Below are 19205 nucleotides of genomic sequence, written 5' to 3' on the forward strand. Positions count from 1 at the left end.
ACGCACTGGTCGCGCCGGAGCGCCTCCTCGACCGGGCCGCCTCTCTGGCCCGCCGGGGCGGGAGGCGCTATTCTGCTCCGCGATGAATACCTCTCTGTGCAGATTGGGGGTCCAGTCCACGCAAGGTGAGTGCTGATGCACCCATCGACTGTGGACAGAGACTCCCGGCGATCCTTCTGGCTGCGCGTGCGCGAGTTCGCCGTGCCGCCCCCCATGATCGAGTTGGCGACCGCCCGCCGTGCCGTCGGCGACTGGGCCGGAGCCTGCGCCGCCGCACGCGTCGACGTGGATCTGCGACTGCGTGTCGTGGCGCGCACCTACGGTCGTGACCTGGCCGCCCGGCTCCGGGCCGACCTCTGCCATCTCGCTCCTGACCTGCTCCGCTGGCACCTGCCCCGGGTCGCGCCGGACGGGTTGCTGCGACCGGGCCTGACCATCTCGCTGGCCCGGTACCCCGGGACGGTGGCCGGCACCCCGCACCTGGTGGTCCGGACCCCACCGGCCTGGGCGGACGCCGGGCAGCGGATCAGCCTGGCGCTGTGGGATCCGGCGCGGTCCGGGTCGTCCGGGCCGCATCCACATCCCCGTCCGGACCGACGGTTCCGGCTCGACCTGCACCCTCACCTCTGGGACGTACGCCGGGCCGGCGAGCTGCGCATGCGCTCCGGGGCGGATCAGCGACCCGACGCCGGCCCGCTCGACCCGGAGGGCGGGGTACCGCCCGACTTCGACTGCGCCGTGCCGCGCTGGGCCGCCGAGGCGCGGTTGCTGCTCGACGCGGACGAGGAGGGCGGGACCAGCGTCACCGTCCGGCTCAGCTCCCGGCACCGGCTGCTGCTGGAGCTGGCGCCGGACCCGGCCGGCGGCCCCGCCCGGTCACGGATCCGGCCGCTGCCGGCCCGGAGCCGCACCGACGCGCTACCGGTACTGCCGGACGCGGCGACCTGGGTCCTGCCCGACCTGGCCCTGCTCCGGGCCGGGCTGATCCGCGCCGACGAGCTGCATCCGCTGGTCGCCTCGGCACTCGCACCGGACCGGCCGGCCGCCGGGACCCGGCCGCCCCCGGGCGACGGGGCGCCGCGCCTCGTGGAGTGTCGGGGCGCCCGGCACCGGATCGGCCTGGTGGACGGCGTACTCGTCGCACTGGACCACGATCCCGCCGAGCTCCGCCGCGAGGAGTTGCTGGCCGCGCTGACCGGTACCCCGTTGCCCTGCCTGCGGGCGATCGACGGGGCACACCGCCAGCCGGAGAACCTCGGCGACATCCGGGCCCGCCTGGACCACGGCGACACCGAGGGCGCCGTCGCCGCCGTCGAGAACCTGCTCGGAGCGGAGGCACTGCTCCGGGCCGGTGCCCTGCGGGAGGAGCTGGAAACGGCGGCGCTCCGCCGGGTCTCGCACGGGCTGTACCGCGCCGGGCTGGACGCTTGTGCGCCACACCCGGCCAGCGGGCTGCACGGGCGCCGCCGTGACCTGGCTCGACTGGCCGCGCGGTCCCGGCGTACCTCCCGGGAACGGCCGAGGCACGCCACCAACCGCTGACCCGCGCGCACCGTCCTGCTCCGCTTCCGCACCGGCCCGTCCGGACCCGACCCGACCCCAAGGTGATCTCACATGCGTATCTCCGTGCCGTCCGCCCCCGCCACCGTCGCACCGGTCTCCCCCGTCCGCTTCGCCTTTCCGTCCCGCACTCCGGCTCCGTCCTCGACCCCGGCCCCGGCCCCGGCCGCGAGCACACCGGCTCCGGCTCCGTCCCCGGCCGCGAGCACTCCGGCTCCGGCTCCGTCCCCGGCTGCGAGCACACCGGCTTCCGGCGCTCCGGCCGATCCGGCCGCTTCGGGCGCTTCGGCCGATCCGGGCGCTCCGGGCACGGGCGGGTCGGCGGGACCGTCCCGGCGGGGTCAGCTCGACGTCGCGGGTGACCTGCTCGCCCTGCTCGGCGACACCGCGACCGAGCCGCGCCCCGACCCGCAACTGGAGGCCCTGACCCTGGCCGTCGCCGCCGACCTGCCGGTGCTGCTCTGGGGAGAGCCGGGGATCGGCAAGACGGCCGTGCTGAACCAGCTCGCCTCGGCCCTCGACCTGCCGCTGACCACGGTGATCGCCAGCGTGCACGAGCCGTCCGACTTCGCCGGCCTGCCGGTGCTCGGCGACGATCCCGCGGTGCAGGGCGTGCCGATGGCCCCGCCGGACTGGGCCGTACGCCTGGTGCGGGCCGGCCGGGGACTGCTCTTCCTGGACGAACTCTCCACCGCGCCCCCGGCCGTGCAGGCCGCCCTGCTCCGGGTGGTGCTGGAACGGCGGATCGGCGCACTGCGGCTTCCGCCCGGCGTCCGGATCGTGGCCGCCGCCAACCCCCGCTCCTCGGCCGCCGACGGCTGGGAACTGAGCCCACCGCTGGCGAACCGCTTCGTCCACCTACAGTGGACACACGACCCCCAGGTCGTGGTGCGGGGGCTCGGCGGGACCTGGCCCAGGGCCGCACTCCCCCGACTCGCACCGGAGCGGCTGCCCGAGGCGGTGGCGTTCGCCCGGCGCGCGGTCTGCGGATTCCTGACCGCCCGCCCCGGGCTCGTGCACCGGCTGCCGGAGAACGAGGCCCGCCGGGGCGGCGCGTGGCCGTCACCGCGCAGTTGGGACATGACGCTGCGGCTGGTCGCCTTCGCCACCGCGGCCGACGCCTCCCGGGAGGTGCTCTCCATGCTGGTCAGGGGCACCGTCGGCGACGGACCGGGGCTGGAGCTGCTGGCCAGCCTGGACCGGCTGGACCTGCCGGACCCCGAGCTGCTGCTCGCCGACCCGGCCCGGGCCGACCTGCCCGAGCGGGGTGACCTGCGGCAGGCCGTACTCGACGGGGTGGTCGACGCGGTCCGGAAGCGCCCCGACCGGTCCCGCTGGGACGCGGCCTGGAAGCTGCTGGTCCGGGCGCTGGAGACCGGCGCCCCGGACCTGGTGGTGGTACCCGCGACCACGCTCGCCGCGCTCCGCCAGCCCGACTGGGACGTTCCGGCGGCGATCGACCGGCTCGCCGGGGTGGTCTCGCTGACCAGGCGGGCGGACGAGGTCGCGACCCGGGTCGCCGTCACCGCCGGGGTCGGCCGGTGAACGGCCCGGCCGGTGCCCTCGACACCGCGAAGCTCTTCACCGCCCGGCTGCACGCGGCCCGGGTCCGGCCCTATCTGGCGACGGCGCTCTTCGCGCTGCACACCGTCGAGTCCCGGCGGGTGCCGACGATGGCCGTGGACCGACACTGGCGCTGCTACGTCTCTCCCGCCTTCGTGGACCGGACGCCGGTCGAGGAGCTGGCCGGGGTCTGGGTGCACGAGGTCTCGCACCTGCTGCGCGACCACCACGGCCGAGGTGACCGGGTCGCCCAGCGGCGCGGGCTCGTCGGGCCGGGCGAACGGCTGCGGATGAACATCGCGGCGGACTGCGAGATCAACGACGACGTGTACGGGGACGGGCTCGCCCGGCCCGAGGGTGCGGTCGAGCCGACCCTGCTGGGCCTCACCCCGGGTGAGCTGATGGAGGACTACCTGCGGCAGTTCCGGCTCGGGCCGCACACCCAGGACTTCGTCTGGCTGGACTGCGGCAGTGGCGCCGACGGGCTGGACCGGGAGTGGGACCTCGGACCGGACGGCGCGCACGGGCTCACCGCCCAGGAGCGGGACGCCGTACGGTTCCGGGTGGCGCAGGGCATCGCCGCCCGGCCGGGTACCGCCCCGAGGGGGTGGCAGCGCTGGGCCGAGGAGGCGTTCCATCCGCCGCAGCCGTGGCTGGCCCTGTTGGGGGCGGCGGTCCGCTCGGCCGCCAGCAGCGCTGGTGCGGGCGACGACTACACGTACGGTCGCCCGGCCCGCCGCTCCGCCAGCCTGCCCGGGGTGATCCTGCCGAGCCTGCGGCGCCGGCCGCCCCGGGTCTGCGTCGTCGTCGACACCTCCGGGTCGGTCAGCGACACCGAGCTGGGCAGCGCGCTGGTCGAGATCGCCGCGATCGGTCGGGCGGTGGGCGGCCGACGCGAGCTGGTCAGCGTGCTGCCCTGCGACGCGGCGGCCCGGATGGTGCACCCGCTCTGCCGGGCCGGGCAGATCCCGCTGCTCGGCGGCGGCGGGACGGACCTGCGCACGGGCTTCGCGAGGGCGCTGCGGACGAAACCGGCCCCGGACGTCGTGGTGGTGCTCACCGACGGGCAGACGCCGTGGCCGGCGGCGCGGCCGGCGTGCCGGACGGTGGTGGGCCTCTTCCCCAGGCCGACGGCGAACCGGTCCTGGCGGGAGGACGATCCCGACTACGTGCCGGACGCGCCGCCGGCCTGGGCCCGGGTGGTCGAGATCGGTGGCGGGCCTGCGGCGGGCTAGCTCGGCGGCGGACCGGCGGCGGGCTAGCTCGGTGGCGGGCCGGCGGCGGGCTAGATCGGGACCCTGCCGGCGCTCAGCATGTCGATCATCGCCGGTCCGGTGTCGTAGGCGGTCACCCCGCCGTCCACGGTCAGGCAGGCGCCGGTGACCATCCGGGAGGCGTCGCTGGCCAGGTAGACCGCCGCGCCGACGAGGTCGTCCGGCTCGCCCCACCGGCCCATCGGCACGCTTCGGATCAGCCCGTCGGCCAGCTCCGGGTTACCGGCGAAGCTGCGGGTCAACCGGGTACGCGTCCAGCCCGGCGCGATCACGTTGACCCGTACTCCACTGGCCGCCCACTCCACCGCCAGGGTACGGCTCAACGAGATGACCCCGGCCTTCGCCACCGCGTACGGCGAAAGCATCGGAACGCCGTTGTAACCGCCCACCGAGGCCACGTTGATAACCGATCCCCGACCCACAGTGGTCAAATATCCGCCGACCGCCCGGCACATGTGCGCGACCGAATCCAGATTGGTACGCAAAATTTGCGTCCAGTCCGCCGGCGTCATCTCCAGAAACGGTCCGACATGGCTGAAACCGCCGGCGTTGTTGACCACGACGTCGATACCGCCGAACTCGTCCCGGGCCGCCGCCACCGCCTGGTCGATCTCGTCGGGCCGGTCGATGTCGCAGGTGAGCACGAGCGCCCTGCGCCCGGACGCCTCGATCTCCTTCGCCACCTCGGCCAGCGCCGACGTGCCACGGGCCAGTACCGCCACGTTCGCACCGGCCCTGGCCAGGCCGAGCGCAACCGCCCGGCCGATGCCCCGGGACGCACCGGTGACCACGGCGCTCTTACCGTCCAAACCAAACACTTCGGGCCCTCCCTCGGGCGGTGCTGACCATTCCGTCGACCGATTGTCGCCAGCCGTGGCCGGTGTCGCGTCTTCGTGGATGCGCAGCAACCGCACACCAGGAGATGCGTCGCCGTTCGGCCCTACACGACGATTTTGGGGTACCGGCGGCATATGAGCGGCCTCCGGTGCGGCACCACCTTTCGCGTCCGTCCCAGGAAGGGAAAACGCAATGAGCAACGCCGTCTCTCCGGTCCGTCCCGAAGACGAGAAAGCGGTACGCGACATCGTCGGGCGCATAACCGGAGCGTGGAACGAGAACGACGCCGACGAACTGTCCACGGTCTACAGCGAGGACGCCTCGATCGTGCTCCCCGGCGCCCATCTGAAGGGGCGTCCGGCGATCCGCGACTGGATGGCGGAGGCCTTCGACGGCAAGTGGAAGGGGACCCACGTGCTCGGGGCACCGCTGGAGCTGCGGTACATCCGGGACGACGTGATGCTGCTCCTCTCCCAGGGCGGCGCGTACCCTCCGGGCGCCACCGAGGTCCCGGTCGAGCACGCGATCCGCGGCATCTGGGTCTTCGTCAAGCAGGACGGCGAGTGGACCATCACCGGGTACGGGAACACGCCGGTCCGCGCCCCGATCCCGCTGCCGGACGGGTCGAGGTGACCCAGCCGGCGAACGGCGTACCCCTCGGTGGGCGCGCGGTGGTCCTCGGCGGCAGCATCGCCGGCCTCTTCGCCGGTCACGTCCTCGCCGAGGCGTACCGGGAGGTCGTCGTCGTGGACCGGGACCGCCTGCTCGGCGTGACCGGAACCCGGCACGCCACCCCGCAGGCGTTCCACGCGCACGCGCTGCTCGCCCGGGGGCAGCGCGCCATCGAGGAGCTGTTCCCCGGCATCACCGCGCAGTCCCGGGCGGCCGGGGTGCCGACCGGCGACGTGGGGGCCGACCTGCGCTGGGTGATCAACGGCCGGCGGCTGCCGAAGGTACGCAGCGGTCTGGTCTGCCTCGCCATCCCCCGGACCGCGCTGGAGCAGACCGTCCGCGAGCGGGTCCGGGCCCTGCCCAACGTGACCTTCCGGGAGGGGCACGACGTGCGGGAGCTGGTCACCACCCCGGACCGCGGCCGGGTGACCGGGGTGCGGATCCTGCACCGGCGCGACGGGCGGTCGGAGCTGCTCCCGGCCGATCTCGTCGTGGACGCGACCGGCCGGGGCTCGCGGCTGCCGGTCTGGCTGGCGGAGCTGGGGTACCAGCCTCCGGCGGAGGAGCGGATCAAGATCAGGCTGAGCTACACCACCCGGCACTACCGGCTGCCGCTGGGGCTGCTCGGCACGGACCTGGCGTACATCGTCGCGCAGACGCCGAGTCACCCGCGCGGTGCCGTCTTCGCCCGGGAGCGGGCGCTGCCGGACGGGGGTGAACGGTACGTCCTGTCGCTCAACGCGCACCTCGGCGACCAGGCCCCGACCGAGCCGGAGGGCTTCCTCGGGTACGCGCGGACGGTCCCGGTGCCGGAGATCCACGACGCGCTGCGGGTCGCCGAACCGCTGGACGAGATCCGGGCGTACCAGTTCCCGACGAGCCTGTGGCGGCACTACGAGCGGCTGACCAGGTTCCCCGACGGGCTGCTGGTGCTCGGGGACGCGATGGCCAGTCCCAACCCGGTCTACGCGCAGGGCAACACGATCACCGCCGTCGAGGCGCTGGTGCTCCGCGACCACCTGCGCCGTGGTGCCGAACCCCGACCCGTCGAGTTCTTCGCCGCCGTCGCCCCGACCATCCGGGCCGCCTGGGAGATCAACGTCCTGGGCGACCTGGCGTACCCGGGGGTCGTCGGCGCCCGGAGCCCGAAAGTCCGGTTGGCCGGCGCGTACCTGGCCCGGGTGCACCGTGCGGTGGCCGAGGACCCGGTGGTGGCGGAGTCCTTCCTGCGGGTGGCCGGCCTGATCGACGGGCCGCAGGCACTGCTGCGGCCCGGGATGCTGGCCCGGGTGCTCGGCCGGCGGCACCCAGCGCCGAGACCGGCGGCGGCTGCCGCCGCGGTCCCCTCTTGACCCCGGGAGACGAGCCATGCAGGACGACCGCTGTCCCTACGTCATCGACCGCACCGGGAGCGACATCCTGGCCGAGGCGGCCCGGCTGCGCGAGCTGGGGCCGGCGGTCCGGGTCGAGCTGCCCGGCGGGGTGTCGGCCTGGTCGATCACCAGTTACGCGCTGGCCAGGCGGCTCTTCGCCGATCCGCGGGTGGTCAAGGATCCGCGCCGGTACTGGCCGGCGTTCATCAACGGCGAGATCGGTGACGACTGGCCGCTGATCAGTTGGGTCAAGATGGACAGCATGACCCTGGTCGACGGGGAGGACCACCGTCGGCTGCGCGGACTGGTGGCGCCGGACTTCGGGCCGCGCCGGATCGAGGCGCAGCGTCCGCTGGTCGAGCGGATCGTCGCCGACCTGCTGGACCGGCTCGCCGAACATCCGGCGGACCGGCCGGTCGACCTTCGGGCGAACTTCGCCGCGCCGCTGCCGGCGCAGATGATCTGCGAGCTGTTCGGGGTGCCGGAGGAGGCCCGGCCGGAGGTGCTGCGCGGCCTCGAACTCGCCGTCGACACCACGCTGCCGCCGGAGGAGGCCGCGGCCAACGTGGCGCACTGGCAGGTGGCGCTGCGGGAGCTGGCGGCCGCCAAGCGGGCGGCCCCGGCCGACGACATGACCAGCCGGCTGGTGCAGGCGCACGACCGGCAGGGGCTGCTCAGCGAGTCCGAGCTGGTCGGTTCGCTGTTCAACGTGCTCGGCGCGGGTTCGGAGACGGTGATGAACCTGCTGACCAAGGCCGTCGTGGCCCTGCTCACCCACCCGGACCAGCGGGAGCTGGTGGCGGCCGGCCGGGCCTCCTGGTCCGACGTGATCGAGGAGACGTTGCGGGCGGAGGCGCCGATCGCCCAGCTCCCGCTGCGCTTCGCGGCCGAGGACATCGAGGTGGACGGGGTCACCATCGACAGGGGGAGCCCGATCCTGATCTGCCTCGCCGCCGCCGGTCGCGACCCGGCCCGGTACGGCGCGAGCGCGGAGGCGTTCGACCTGACCCGGCCGGACAAGGACCACCTGTCGTTCGGCTACGGGGCGCACTTCTGCGTCGGCGCCGCGCTGGCCCGGCTGGAGGCGTCGGTGGCGCTGCCGGCGCTCTTCGAGCGGTTTCCCGCGCTCGCCCTCGCGGTCCCGCCGGCCGAGTTGGCGCCGCCCGGCACCTTCATCATGAACGGGCTCCGCGCGCTGCCGGTGTATCTGACCGGACGGCCGACCGGTTGAGGGGGCGCGGGTCGGGAAAGCCACCAGGGCGCAACTGCGCTCTTTGGAAGTTGGTCAGATCCGCTCCGTCGATATTCTCATTTCCGTGAGTGTTCGCGGCGCCGCGCCGTGGCGGTGCGCGAGGGTGCCCTGTCTTTTCGAGGGAAGAGCCGACCATGACCACAAGTCGTGAGATTCACCTGATCACCCGCCCCCCCGACGACCTGCCGGTCCCCGGCGAGGTGGCCATGGTCGAGGTGCCGGTGCCGGCGCCGAAACCCGGTCAAGCCGTGGTCCGGAACATGTACATGGCGATCGACCCCGGTCTACTCCAGCGAATGCGCGACCTGAGTGATCTTCACGTGCCCCATTTCGATCTGGGCGGGCCGATGTGGGGGCACGCCATCGGCGAGGTGGTGGAGTCGGCCACCCCGGAACTCCAGGTCGGCGACGTCGTACTGCACCACATGGCGTGGCGGGAGTACGCGGTCGGCGACGTCAAGGAGTTCACCGTCCTCGACACCACGCTCTACCCGTCGATCTCGCACCATCTCAGTTCGGCGATCGTGGCCTACTGCGGCGTACACCGGATCGGCATCGAGCAGGGCGACACCGTGGTGGTCTCCAGCGCGGCCGGCGCGGTCGGCAGCGTGGTGGGACAACTGGCGCGGCTGCGCGGGGCGACCCGGGTGGTCGGCAGCGTCGGCTCCGCCGAGAAGGCCCGGTTCGTCACCGAGAAGCTCGGCTTCGACGAGGCGTTCGACTACCACGACGGGTGGCCGGCGGATCTCCAGGGCGTCGACGTCTACTACGACAACGTCGGCGGCTGGCAGCTCGACAGTGCCTTCAACGCCATGCGCCCACACGGCCGGATCCTGCTCTGCGGGAGTTCCGAGGAGCACCGCAACGGGCGGCCACACCCGCACCGCACCATGCAGATGGTGATCGGCAAGCGGCTGAACCTGATCGGCTTCACCACCAACGACCACCTGGACCTGCAGCCCGAGTTCGAACGCGAGTTCCCGCCGCTGGTCCGGGAGGGCAAGGTGGTGCTGCACGAGACCTTCGTCGACGGTCTCGACCAGTTGATCCCCGCCATCAAGTCCCTGCTCGACGGGGCGTACCTGGGCAAGGTCCTGCTCAGGTTCTGACCGTCTGGCCGTGCTGGCACCAACCGGAGGGAATCCTGCCGTGACGTCACCCGGAACCGACCCGCTGGTCTCGATCGTCATCCCCACCTACAACCGGCGCGAGCACCTGCACGCCAGCCTGCTCCAGCTGACCAGGCAGCGGCCGGGCACGCCGGAGTTCGAGGTCGTGGTCTCCGACGACGGGTCGTCGGACGACTCGGTCTCGGTGGTGCGGTCCTTTTCGGACCGGCTGCGCGTGAAATACCACTTCCAAGCCGACGAGGACAACCGGGTGTCGCTGGCCCGGAACGAGGGCGCCCGGCTCGCCTCCGCGCCGATCCTGGTCTTCCTCGACACCGGGGCACTGCCCGGGCCGGACTTCGTGCAGCGGCACTTCCTGGCCCACCGGGACGAGACGGCGCGTTGCGCCCTGCTCGGGTACGCCTACGGATACAACCCGGAGGCTCCGATGTGGGAGGTGGCGGACATCGTCCGGCAGCACACCCCGGAGGAGGCGGTACGCCGCTACGGCCAGGTGCCGGAGTTCCTCGACCTCCGGGAGAAGCTGCTGGCGGAGTGCGACGACGACCTGGAGCGGCGCAGCATCCCGTGGCAGGTCTTCTGGACGATCAACTGCTCGATGCGTACCGACGACTTCTGGGCGGTGGGCGGCTTCGACGAGGGTCACCGGGGCTGGGCCGGGGAGGACCTGGAACTCGGGTACCTGCTGCACCGCCGGGGCCTGCCGATGCGGCTCGACCGGGCGGCCTGGGTGATCGAGGCGTTGCAGGAGCGCAAGCGGCGCGAGCAGCTCGACGAGTTCAAGCGGAACATGCTCCGCTTCGCCTCCCGGCATCCGGAGCCGGTCAACGAGATCGGCTGGGCGCTGGTCGACGACGACCTCTTCTGGCCCTGGGAGGACGAGTACAACGCCCTGCTCCGGCACACCCGCGAGGTACGCGAGCTGGACGTGGCGGCCGAGATCGAGCAGGCGTTGCGGGGCAGCTCGCCGACGGACACGGTGGCGGTGGTCGGCGCGGGCGGGCACGTCCCCGACGCACTGCGGCCGGCGACGCTGCTGGACTTCGACCGGGAGCTGGTGGAGCGGGCCGTACGCGGCGGGCGGCACGTCGGTCACCACGCGCTCGGCCTGCGTACCCCGCTGGCCGAACGCTCCGTCGACGTCGTGGTCATCACCTCCCGGCTCGCCGGTCTCTGGGACCGGTGGAAGGACCGGTTCCTCGCCGAGGCGCACCGGATCGGCCGGGACGTGCGCTGCTTCTCCTGAGCCAGCAACGACGACGGGGGGCCGGCGCGAGCGCCGGCCCCCCGTTTCGGCATCTGCCTCGCGGTCAGAGATACATCGTGTTCGGCGCCAGCCCGCAGAGGATCCGCCCGTACAGCTCCGCGTTGGTGTTCGGGTGCATCAGTGCGTGCATGTTGAGGGTCTGGATGTCCCGGTCGATGCGCTGGATCGGCACGTCGTCGTAGATGGACGTACCGCCGCTGCCGGTCTTCAGCACCCCGACCGCCTCCTTGGTCAACTGGAAGACGCGGCCCAGGTCGGCCCGGGCCCGGACCCGGTCGACGAGCTGCCACGCCTCACCGGTGGCGTACTTCCCGTCCAGCAGCTCCACCAGCCGTTGGGCGTGGAACTCGGCCTCGTCGGTCTTCATCGCCGCCTCGGCGACCTGGAAGTGGGTGATCGGCGCCTCGCGCTGGCTGGTGTACTCGGTGTAGGTGATCTTCCGGTCACCGAGCCGGTCGAGGAACGCGTCCAGCGCGGCTCTGGCCAGCCCGACCGCGGTCGCGGCGAAGGTGGCGCAGCCGGTCGGGACCAGCGGCTGGCGGAACAGCGGTGAACCGGCGTTCGCCTTCGAGGCGTACTGCTCGGCCAGGATCGCCACCATCGGCAGTACCCGGTGCTGCGGGACGAAGACCTGCTTCGCCACCGTACTGACGCTGCCGGTGCCCCGTAGGCCGGCGGTGTGCCAGTCGTCGACGATCTCCAGGTCGGAGATCGGCACCAGCGCCATCAGCGGCCACTGGGAGCCGTCCGGCGCCGGCCCCATCGCGAGGATCGCCTGCCACTGGCTGTGCAGCGCGCCGCTGATGAACCGCCACCGCCCGTTGACCACGACACCGCCGTTGGTCGGCTCGGCGCTGGCGGTCGGACTCAGCACCCCGCAGACCCGCACGTCGGGCTCGGCGAAGACCTCGTCCTGGGCCTCGTCCGGGAAGAGGCCGGCGATCCAGTTGCTGATCGACCAGACGGCCGTGTTCCAGCCGGCCGAGCCGTCGCTGCCGCTGATCCGGCTGATCACCTCGCGGACGGTGCCGGCGTCGCTCTCGTACCCGCCGTAGCGCGCGGGCACCCGCATCCGGAAGATCCCGGCGGCCGACATCGCCTCGACGACCTCGTCGTGCAGCCGCCGGTGCTGGTCCGTCCATGCCGCGTGCGACCGCAACAGGGGTACCAGTTCCTCCGCCCGCCGGACCAGTTCCACCCGCTGCGGAACGTCGGTTTTCAACACCATGACTCCTCCAGACCTGCGTGAGAAGCGGACCGGCCGGCCTGGCCGCCCACCTCTGACCGTGACATTTCGGTATCAACCACGCACCTTCGGGAATGCGCAATGACCGGCTCAGCCCGTTGCCGCTGCCCGCCGGTCGCGGTCGGCGAAGGCGATCAACCGGGCGTTGAGCACCACGCCGACCAGCAGCGGTACGAGCCCGGCCAGGGTCCAGCCCAGGCCGACCAGCTCGGCGGACCAGCCGACCAGCGCCGGGCCGATCAGGATGCCGGCGTAGGTGAAGGTGCTGAACCGGGAGAGGAACGTCGCCGCACCCGGCCCGTCACCCCCGGCGTGCCCGACCGCGCTGAAGACCAGCGGCAGCAGCACCGACCCGCCGAGGCCGAGCAGCCCGAACCCGGCGATGGCGGCCGTCGGCGACGGGACCAGCAGGACGACCGCGAGGCCGCAGACGGCCAGTACGCCACCGGCCCGGAAGAGCGCCGGGGCGCCGTAGCGCACGTGCAGCCGGTCGCCGACGAGCCGGCCAGCCGTCTGGCAGGCGGTGAACGCGGTGAGGCCCAGCGGGGCCAGCGCCAGCGTCGCGTCGTGGTAGTCGTGCAGGAAGACGCCGCTCCAGCTGATCACCGTGGCCTCGGCGACCATCGTGACGAATCCCATCGCGCCGAAGAGCAGCAGCGTCCGGGTCCAGCCGGCCCGCCAGCCCGGCCGTACCCGCTTGCGGTCGGGCGAGCGTGGCACGTGGTCGGCCGAGGGCGGCAGCAGCCACGCGGTGATCAGCAGACCGGCGACCAGGCAGACCGCGCCGACCGCCAGGAAGTGCCCGGTCGGCGAGACACCGGCCCGGGTGAACCCGGCGGCCACCAGCGAACCGGTCGCCGCGCTGAGGCTCCAGGCCGCGTGGCAGCCGTTCATGATGGGACGGCCGCGTACCCGTTCCACCGCGACGGCGTGGGCGTTCATGGAGACGTCCAGGACGCCGATCACCGTACCCAGCACCAGCACCGCCAGCCCGAGCTGGACGGCGCCGCCGGCCAACCCCACCCCGACCAGCGCCACCGGGAGCCCGACCAGGGTCAGCCGGATGACCCGGACGCTGCCGAACCGGGCCACGAAGACCCCGACGAGCTGCATCGTGAGGACCGCGGCCACGCCGTAGACGGTCAGGACGAGGCCGAGTTCGCCGTCGCTGAGCCGGTGCTCGGTCTTCAGCCCCGGCAGCCGGGCGATGTAGCTGGTCATCAGCAGCCCGTTGACGAAGAAGACCGCCGTCACGGCCCAGCGGGCCCGGGCCGCCACCGCGGCGCTGATCGGCTGCGGCTCGCCGGCCGTCTCCGCCGCTTCGAGAGTGTGCTCAGTCATGCGTTGTCCCGCACCCTCAGTAGCGGTCGTGGTGCCGCAGCCAGCCGGCCTTGTCCTGGATCAACGGCCGGCCCTGCGGGGTGAGTTCCAGGTAGTTGTCGATGCCGTGCAGCAGCGCGGCGCCCTCCCCGTAGGTGGAGTAGGTGTGGTAGACGTCGCCGCCGCCCTGGACGAAGACGCTGAGGCCGCCCGCCTCGCCCGAGGTCTGCCCGCCGGTCCGCTCCAGCGTGGCCCGGTCCCGGTAGTTGTATTCCACCGGAGCCACCGCCTCGTCCAGGGTGACGTGGAAGTCGTAGTTGAAGTCGCTGCCGTGCGACGAATACCACGGCAGGCTCCAGCCCATCCGGGCCTTGAACGACTCGATCTTCGCCAGCGGTGCCCGGGACACCAGCACCAGCGTGGTGTCCCGGGCGTAGAGGTGCGACAGGTGGCCGATGTTGTCGACCAGATAGGAGCAGAACTTGCAGCCGTGCTCCCAGGCCGGGTCGAACATGAAGTGATAGACGATCAACTGGCGGCGCCCGGCGAAGAGGTCGAGCAGCGTGACCTTGCCCTCCGGGCCGTCGAAGACGTACTCCTTCTCCAGCTTCACCGCCGGCAGTGCCCGCCGCTGCGCACCCACCTCGGCCAGCCGGCGGGCGGCCTCCTCCTCACTGGCCAGCAACCGCTTGCGGGCGGCCAGCCAGTCCTGCCTCGACGCCACCTGTACGTCGCTCATCTCGTTCTCCTCTTCCGCCTCGACGGGGCTCTCATAGGTAGGTCGGAGCAGAGGGGCCGGAGGACGACAGCCGGCCGAGGGTTCCGGTGGAAGACCTACGGCCGGGCGGCCGGCGCGGGCCGGACCTGCTCGTCCGGGGCGGCGACGGCGGCCCGACGGCGGCCGGGGAGCGCCACCGCGAAGGCGAGCGCGACCACCGCGAACGCCACGCAGGCGACGAAGCCGGCCCGGAATCCGTTGGTGAGCGCACTGGGCTGGTCGGGCCCGGTGGAGAAGGAGACCGCCACGGTCGAGACGATGGCGATGCCGAAGCCGCCGCCGACCTGGAAGGCGGCGTGCACCAGCCCGGACGCCAGACCGGACTCCGACTCCGCGACCCCGGTCAGCGCGACGATCGAGGCGGTGGTGTGCGCGATGCCCAGACCGAGACCGAAGATCACGAAGGGGAAGAAGAGGTCGCCGAGGTAGTCGCCCCGGACACTGATCATGATCAGCATCGCGCACGCGACGCCGAGCATCAGCACCCCCGGCACGGCGGCCGGGCGGAACCCGCGCCGGGTGACGACCGCCTGCCCGACGTACGCGCCGAGCACCGCCATCACCGGCATGATCGAGCCCAGGAAGCCGTACTCGATGGCCGAGTACCCCAGCACCTGCTGCCCGTAGAGAGAGGAGAGGAAGGAGAGTGAGAAGACCAGCATCGCGACGACGACCATCAGCAGATTGCCGGTGGCGACGGTACGCATCCGCAGGGTACGCAGCGGCACCAGCGGCGCGCTGGACCGGGCCTCGATCCCGACGAAGACGACCCCGAGGACGACCACCAGGGCGAGCAGGCCGGTGGTCTGCACGCTCGACCAGCCCGCGGCGGGCGCCTCGGAGATCGCGTACACCAGCGCCACGAGCGCCGCCGTACTGGTCAGCGCCCCGGCCAGGTCGAAGGTCCGCCGCCGCCCGTGGTCCCGGCTCTCCCGCAGCACCATCGGACTGACCAGCAGCAGCACCAGCACCACCGGTACGTTCACCAGGAAGACCGACTCCCAGCCGAGATTGCTGGTGAGCCAGCCGCCGACCAGCATCGCCGCGGTGGCGCCGATGCCGCCGACCGCCGACCAGGCGGCGATGGCCTTGTTGCGCTCGGCCCCCTCCTCGAAGGTGCTCATCAGGATCGACAGCGCGCTCGGCACCATCATCGCCGACGAGACGCCGTGCACGGCCCGGGCCGCGATCATGACCTCGGCGTTCCAGGCGAACCCGGAGAGCAGCGAGGTGAGCAGGAAGCCGATCAGGCCGGCCATGAAGATCCGGCGCCGGCCCAGCAGGTCCGCCGAGCGGCCGCCGAGCAGCAGCAGACCTCCGAAGGTGAGCAGGTTGGCGGTCAGGATCCACTGCGCCGCGCTGGCGTCGAGGGCCAGCGCCGACTGGATCGCCGGCATGCCGACGATGACGATCTGCGAGTCGAGAATCACCATGAAGCTGGCGCAGCAGAGCACGACCAGCGCGGTCCAGCGACGTGGATCGCGCTCGCCGTGCGCGGTGGATGTTGCGGTTACCCCGGCTGGTTCCATCTCCGCTCCTCCTCGTTCCACCGATCGGCACGACGGCCCGCGCGGCGACGGTGCCGGCGGGCCGTCGGGCCGGGTCAACCTCCGTTCGACCGGCGCAGGGTCGGAAACAAGACCCGCGAGACCATCGCCGGACGCATCAGGGTCTCCGGCCGGTCGACAAGACCGGCCACCCGCATGAAGGCGCGGGAGACGACCGGGTCCCGGGTCGCCGCGGTCTGCAACCTCGGCATGTAGGCGTTCCCCAGCCGTACCTTGAGGCCGCGCCGGCCGGCGACCCCGGGGAAACCGAGGTCGCCGCCGGCCGACATGTCCCAGGGCGGGTCGATCGCCCGGGCCAGGTCGCGGAAGTACCGCTGCGCGCCCCGCACGCCGTCCGCCAGGTACTGACGCAGCACGACCGCCCCGATCGCCGCCACCGTCATCCCCTGGGCGTAGATCGGGTTGAACACGCAGGCCGCGTCACCGAGCACGAGCAGCCCCTCCGGCAGCCGCGCCAGCCGCTCGTACCGGCGCCGGATGCTGCTGGGAAAGTGGAACGAGACCGGGGTGGTCAACGGCTCCGCCCGGCGGACCGACTCGAAGATCTGCGGCACCGGCAGCGAGCGGACGTACTCCAGGAAGCCGTCCGGGTCGGTCGGCGGCCGGTCACCGAGAATTCCGTTCAGCGAGACCGAGTAGCGGTCGGGGAGCCGGGCGAAGGTCGCCCCGCGCGGGTTGCCGGGGGTGGCGACCGAGATGATCGCGATGTCGTCGCCGATCGGGTCGATGGCCAGCGGTGCCTGGAAGTCGCAGGTGGTGTAGGTGAGGTCCATCCTGACCTCCTCCTCGCCGACCCGGGGATAGCCCAGCTCCGTCAACCAGCGCGGGGTGCGGGATCCGCGTCCCGTGGCGTCGACGACCAGGTCCGCCGGCAGCGACCGCCGGCCGCCGGGCCCGCCGTCGTCCCGCCGGTGCACCGCGACGCCGGTGATCCGGCTGCCGTCCGGGCTCGCTTCGAGCCCGACGACGTCCGTCCGGTCCAGAAAGTCGACATTGGACAGCTCGCCGACCCTGGCCCGCATCCGCTCCTCCAGCAGCCAGCGACCGGGCGAGATGCAGACCAGGTCGGTCTCCACCTTGCGGATCATCCGGCCGTTGAAGTGCCAGCCCAGGCTGGTACCGAAGTCGCGGGTCGGCACCCCACCGGCGGCCATCTCCTTGGTGAAGCCCGGAAACAGCTCCTCGATGATCTGCTGGCCGCGGGCGAGCAGGCCGTGGATGTGACGTCCCTGCGGAACGGCCCGGCGCGGACCGGTCGCGCCGACCAACTGGTCGCGGTCCACCACGGTCACACCGCGGTAGAAGTCCGCGAGGACTCGGGCGGCGAAGAGGCCGGCCACACTCCCGCCCAGCACCACCGCCCGGTCACCGACATGTTCGTTCAAGGGGACCTCCCGGGCTCCGCCGCCGTCACCGCGACTGTCACACCGCGGCCGGAGGTCGCGCATCTTCCCCGTTGCTGTCACGCGGCCGACCCGGCACCGTGTCCGTCCTCGTGCCCCGGCCGGAAGCTGATAGCCTCCCGACGGTGACCTGACCCTCACGAAAGGTGGCGACGGTGAAGTACCTGTTGATGGTCTGCGTCGACGAGTCCGTCCAGTTGAGTCCGGAGGAGTCCGCGGCCGAGGTCAAGGCCGCGACCGCGTGGGCTCAGCAGATGCAGGCGCGCGGCGTACGGGTGCTCGGCGACCGCCTCCGGCCCACCACCGAGGCCACCACGGTGCGGTTGCGCGACGGCGAGCTGCTGGTCTCGGACGGCCCGTTCGCCGAGACGAAGGAGCAGCTGGCCGGCTTCGACGTCATCGAGTGCGCCAGTCTCGACGAGGCGATCGAGGTCGCCTCCGCCCATCCCGGCGCCCAGATCGGCACCGTGGAGCTGCGGCCGTTCTGGCAGGAGTGACCCGCACTCGTCCGCCGGTTCCGCCCACCGCGCCTGCCCGCCGGTTCGGCTCACCGCGCCTGCCCGCTGTTCCGCCTACCGCGCCTGCCCGCGCACCAGGCGGGCCGCCCGGTCCTCCAGGTAGCGGCGCTCCAGCAGGCTCGCCGTGCGGCGCGCGGCGAGCCGGTAGCACGAGTGCGCGGCCGTGTGGTCGCCCGCCATCTCCAGCAGGTGTGCCCGGGTGGCCTCCAACCGGTGCTGCCCGGCGAGCCGGCCGTCGGCGGCGAGCCCGCCGAGCAGGTTGAGTGCCGCCTGCGGGCCGTGCACCATCGCCACCGCCACGGTGCGGTTCAGCGCCACCACCGGGCTGGGCGAGACCTGTTGCAGCAGGTCGTAGAGGCCGAGGATCTGCGCCCAGTCGGTCTCCTCGGCCCGCGCCGCCTCCGCGTGCACGGCGGCGATCGCGGCCTGGAGCTGGTACGGCCCGGCCGGTCCCCTCGGCAGGGTACTGGTCAGCAGCGATATCCCTTCCCGGATGGCGTCCCGGTCCCAGCGGTCGCGGTCCTGCTCGCTCAACGGGATCAGCGTGCCGTCGGCCCGGGTACGCGCCGCGCGCCGGGCGTCGGTGAGCAGCATCAGCGCCAGCAGCCCGGCGACCTCGCCGGCCGCCGGCCACCGACGGTGCAGCTCCCGGGTCAGCCGGATGGCCTCCCCGGTCAACTCGCCGCGCTGCAACTGCGGCCCGGACGTCGCCGTGTAACCCTCGTTGAAGATCAGATAGAGCACGTGCAGTACGACCCGGAGCCGGTCGGGCAGCTCCCACTCGGGTGGCAGCCGGAACGGGATGCCGCTGGCCCTGATCCGCTGCTTGGCCCGGCGGATCCGCTGCGCCATCGTCGACTCGCTGGTCAGGAACGCGTTGGCGATCTGCTCCGTGGTCAGGCCGCCGACCGCGCGCAGCGTCAGCGCGGCCTGGACGGGCGGGGAGAGCGACGGATGGCAGCAGAGGAACAGCAGCCGCAGGGTGTCGTCCCGGTCCTCCGGGCGCTCGACGTCCGGGCCGGGTACCCACTGCTCGTCCGCCGGCAGCCGCGCCGCCGTACTCACCTCCCGGCGCCGTCGGGCGAGTTCGCTGCGGTACTGGTCGGCGAGCCGGCGCGCCGCCACCGTGGTCAGCCAGCCACGGGGGCTCTCCGGCACACCCTCGGCGGGCCACTGCGTCGCGGCCGCCACCAGCGCCTCCTGGACCGCGTCCTCGCAGGCGTCGAAGGTGCCGTGCCGGCGCACCAGCGTGGCGAGCACCTGGGGCGCCAACCGGCGCAACAGGTCGACGACCTCGCCGTCAATCTCCATGGCTCCATCATGCAACGAGCGGCCTGAGCACGGACCCCGGTCGGTCGGTGCGGCGGCACGCAAGCCAGCAAGTTGGAAGAATTCTCGCCACTGACCAGCGTCTATGGTGATGACGTGATCGAGGGATCCGGGC

The 19205-nt window shown here is 72.8% G+C and carries 16 protein-coding genes; 9 read left to right on the forward strand and 7 right to left on the reverse strand.

Going from position 1 to position 19205, the window contains the following annotated elements:
• Nucleotides 1-135: 135 nt before the first annotated feature.
• The 3 genes from C6361_RS26005 to C6361_RS26015 all read left to right on the forward strand — a co-directional run bounded on the left by C6361_RS26005 (nt 136) and on the right by C6361_RS26015 (nt 4358).
• Nucleotides 136-1542 carry a hypothetical protein gene (locus tag C6361_RS26005; protein ID WP_107271188.1) on the forward strand — a complete coding sequence of 469 codons (1407 nt, stop codon included), beginning with the start codon at nt 136-138 and terminating at the stop codon, nt 1540-1542.
• Nucleotides 1543-1614: 72 nt separating this feature from the next.
• Complete coding sequence (locus C6361_RS26010; RefSeq protein WP_234359008.1) at nt 1615-3105, forward strand: MoxR family ATPase; 1491 nt, start codon at nt 1615-1617, stop codon at nt 3103-3105.
• Complete coding sequence (locus C6361_RS26015) at nt 3102-4358, forward strand: VWA-like domain-containing protein (RefSeq protein WP_107269298.1); 1257 nt, start codon at nt 3102-3104, stop codon at nt 4356-4358. The genes C6361_RS26010 and C6361_RS26015 overlap by 4 nt, the downstream gene beginning before the upstream one ends.
• A 50-nt stretch (nt 4359-4408) precedes the next feature.
• Here the strand turns inward: C6361_RS26015 and C6361_RS26020 are convergent, their stop codons facing one another.
• Nucleotides 4409-5215 (reverse strand): SDR family NAD(P)-dependent oxidoreductase, encoded by an 807-nt coding sequence (locus C6361_RS26020; RefSeq protein WP_199853083.1) that lies wholly within the window; start codon nt 5213-5215, stop codon nt 4409-4411.
• A 211-nt stretch (nt 5216-5426) separates the two neighbouring features.
• Here C6361_RS26020 and C6361_RS26025 point away from each other — a divergent pair, with 211 nt between their 5' ends.
• The 5 genes from C6361_RS26025 to C6361_RS26045 all read left to right on the forward strand — a co-directional run bounded on the left by C6361_RS26025 (nt 5427) and on the right by C6361_RS26045 (nt 10907).
• Entirely contained in the window at nt 5427-5867 is a 441-nt protein-coding gene (locus C6361_RS26025; RefSeq protein WP_107269300.1) for an SgcJ/EcaC family oxidoreductase, read from the forward strand.
• Nucleotides 5798-7258, forward strand: coding sequence for an NAD(P)/FAD-dependent oxidoreductase (locus C6361_RS26030; protein ID WP_234359009.1), 1461 nt, complete (start codon nt 5798-5800; stop codon nt 7256-7258). Before C6361_RS26025 ends, C6361_RS26030 begins: the two co-directional genes overlap by 70 nt.
• Nucleotides 7259-7274: 16 nt before the next feature.
• A complete protein-coding gene (locus tag C6361_RS26035; protein WP_107269301.1) occupies nt 7275-8510 on the forward strand; it encodes a cytochrome P450 in 1236 nt (411 codons plus the stop codon).
• 155 nt (nt 8511-8665) lie between these two features.
• Nucleotides 8666-9640 carry an NADP-dependent oxidoreductase gene (locus C6361_RS26040; protein WP_107269302.1) on the forward strand — a complete coding sequence of 325 codons (975 nt, stop codon included), beginning with the start codon at nt 8666-8668 and terminating at the stop codon, nt 9638-9640.
• Nucleotides 9641-9680: 40 nt separating this feature from the next.
• The gene (locus tag C6361_RS26045) at nt 9681-10907 is read left to right on the forward strand and encodes a glycosyltransferase (protein WP_107269303.1); all 1227 of its coding nucleotides are present in this window, start codon (nt 9681-9683) and stop codon (nt 10905-10907) included.
• A 64-nt stretch (nt 10908-10971) separates the two neighbouring features.
• Here the strand turns inward: C6361_RS26045 and C6361_RS26050 are convergent, their stop codons facing one another.
• The 5 genes from C6361_RS26050 to C6361_RS26070 all read right to left on the reverse strand — a co-directional run bounded on the left by C6361_RS26050 (nt 10972) and on the right by C6361_RS26070 (nt 17225).
• Entirely contained in the window at nt 10972-12156 is a 1185-nt protein-coding gene (locus tag C6361_RS26050; protein ID WP_107258264.1) for an acyl-CoA dehydrogenase, read from the reverse strand.
• Between the two features lie 108 nt (nt 12157-12264).
• Nucleotides 12265-13515, reverse strand: coding sequence for an MFS transporter (locus C6361_RS26055; protein WP_107269304.1), 1251 nt, complete (start codon nt 13513-13515; stop codon nt 12265-12267).
• 16 nt (nt 13516-13531) lie between these two features.
• Nucleotides 13532-14233, reverse strand: coding sequence for a DUF899 domain-containing protein (locus C6361_RS26060; RefSeq protein WP_107269305.1), 702 nt, complete (start codon nt 14231-14233; stop codon nt 13532-13534).
• A 95-nt stretch (nt 14234-14328) separates the two neighbouring features.
• A complete protein-coding gene (locus C6361_RS26065; RefSeq protein ID WP_107258261.1) occupies nt 14329-15801 on the reverse strand; it encodes an MFS transporter in 1473 nt (490 codons plus the stop codon).
• A 74-nt stretch (nt 15802-15875) separates the two neighbouring features.
• Entirely contained in the window at nt 15876-17225 is a 1350-nt protein-coding gene (locus C6361_RS26070) for an NAD(P)/FAD-dependent oxidoreductase (protein ID WP_107271191.1), read from the reverse strand.
• A 173-nt stretch (nt 17226-17398) separates the two neighbouring features.
• Between C6361_RS26070 and C6361_RS26075 the strand changes: the two genes are divergently transcribed.
• Nucleotides 17399-17740, forward strand: a complete 342-nt coding sequence (locus C6361_RS26075; protein WP_234359010.1) for a YciI family protein — start codon at nt 17399-17401, stop codon at nt 17738-17740.
• Between the two features lie 75 nt (nt 17741-17815).
• On the opposite strand, the gene C6361_RS26080 is transcribed toward C6361_RS26075, so the two are convergent.
• Nucleotides 17816-19072, reverse strand: a complete 1257-nt coding sequence (locus C6361_RS26080) for an RNA polymerase sigma factor (protein ID WP_107269306.1) — start codon at nt 19070-19072, stop codon at nt 17816-17818.
• Nucleotides 19073-19205 lie beyond the last annotated feature (133 nt).

Source organism: Plantactinospora sp. BC1 (assembly GCF_003030345.1).
Taxonomy (GTDB): domain Bacteria; phylum Actinomycetota; class Actinomycetes; order Mycobacteriales; family Micromonosporaceae; genus Plantactinospora.

What these genes read in the sequence shown, in the direction of transcription:
- C6361_RS26005 (WP_107271188.1), top strand. Translation starts at nt 136, where the DNA reads ATGCACCCATCGACTGTGGACAGAGACTCCCGGCGATCCTTCTGGCTG.
- C6361_RS26010 (WP_234359008.1), top strand. Translation starts at nt 1,615, where the DNA reads ATGCGTATCTCCGTGCCGTCCGCCCCCGCCACCGTCGCACCGGTCTCC.
- C6361_RS26025 (WP_107269300.1), top strand. Translation starts at nt 5,427, where the DNA reads ATGAGCAACGCCGTCTCTCCGGTCCGTCCCGAAGACGAGAAAGCGGTA.
- C6361_RS26035 (WP_107269301.1), top strand. Translation starts at nt 7,275, where the DNA reads ATGCAGGACGACCGCTGTCCCTACGTCATCGACCGCACCGGGAGCGAC.
- C6361_RS26040 (WP_107269302.1), top strand. Translation starts at nt 8,666, where the DNA reads ATGACCACAAGTCGTGAGATTCACCTGATCACCCGCCCCCCCGACGAC.
- C6361_RS26050 (WP_107258264.1), bottom strand. Translation starts at nt 12,156, where the DNA reads ATGGTGTTGAAAACCGACGTTCCGCAGCGGGTGGAACTGGTCCGGCGG.
- C6361_RS26055 (WP_107269304.1), bottom strand. Translation starts at nt 13,515, where the DNA reads ATGACTGAGCACACTCTCGAAGCGGCGGAGACGGCCGGCGAGCCGCAG.
- C6361_RS26060 (WP_107269305.1), bottom strand. Translation starts at nt 14,233, where the DNA reads ATGAGCGACGTACAGGTGGCGTCGAGGCAGGACTGGCTGGCCGCCCGC.
- C6361_RS26065 (WP_107258261.1), bottom strand. Translation starts at nt 15,801, where the DNA reads ATGGAACCAGCCGGGGTAACCGCAACATCCACCGCGCACGGCGAGCGC.
- C6361_RS26080 (WP_107269306.1), bottom strand. Translation starts at nt 19,072, where the DNA reads ATGGAGATTGACGGCGAGGTCGTCGACCTGTTGCGCCGGTTGGCGCCC.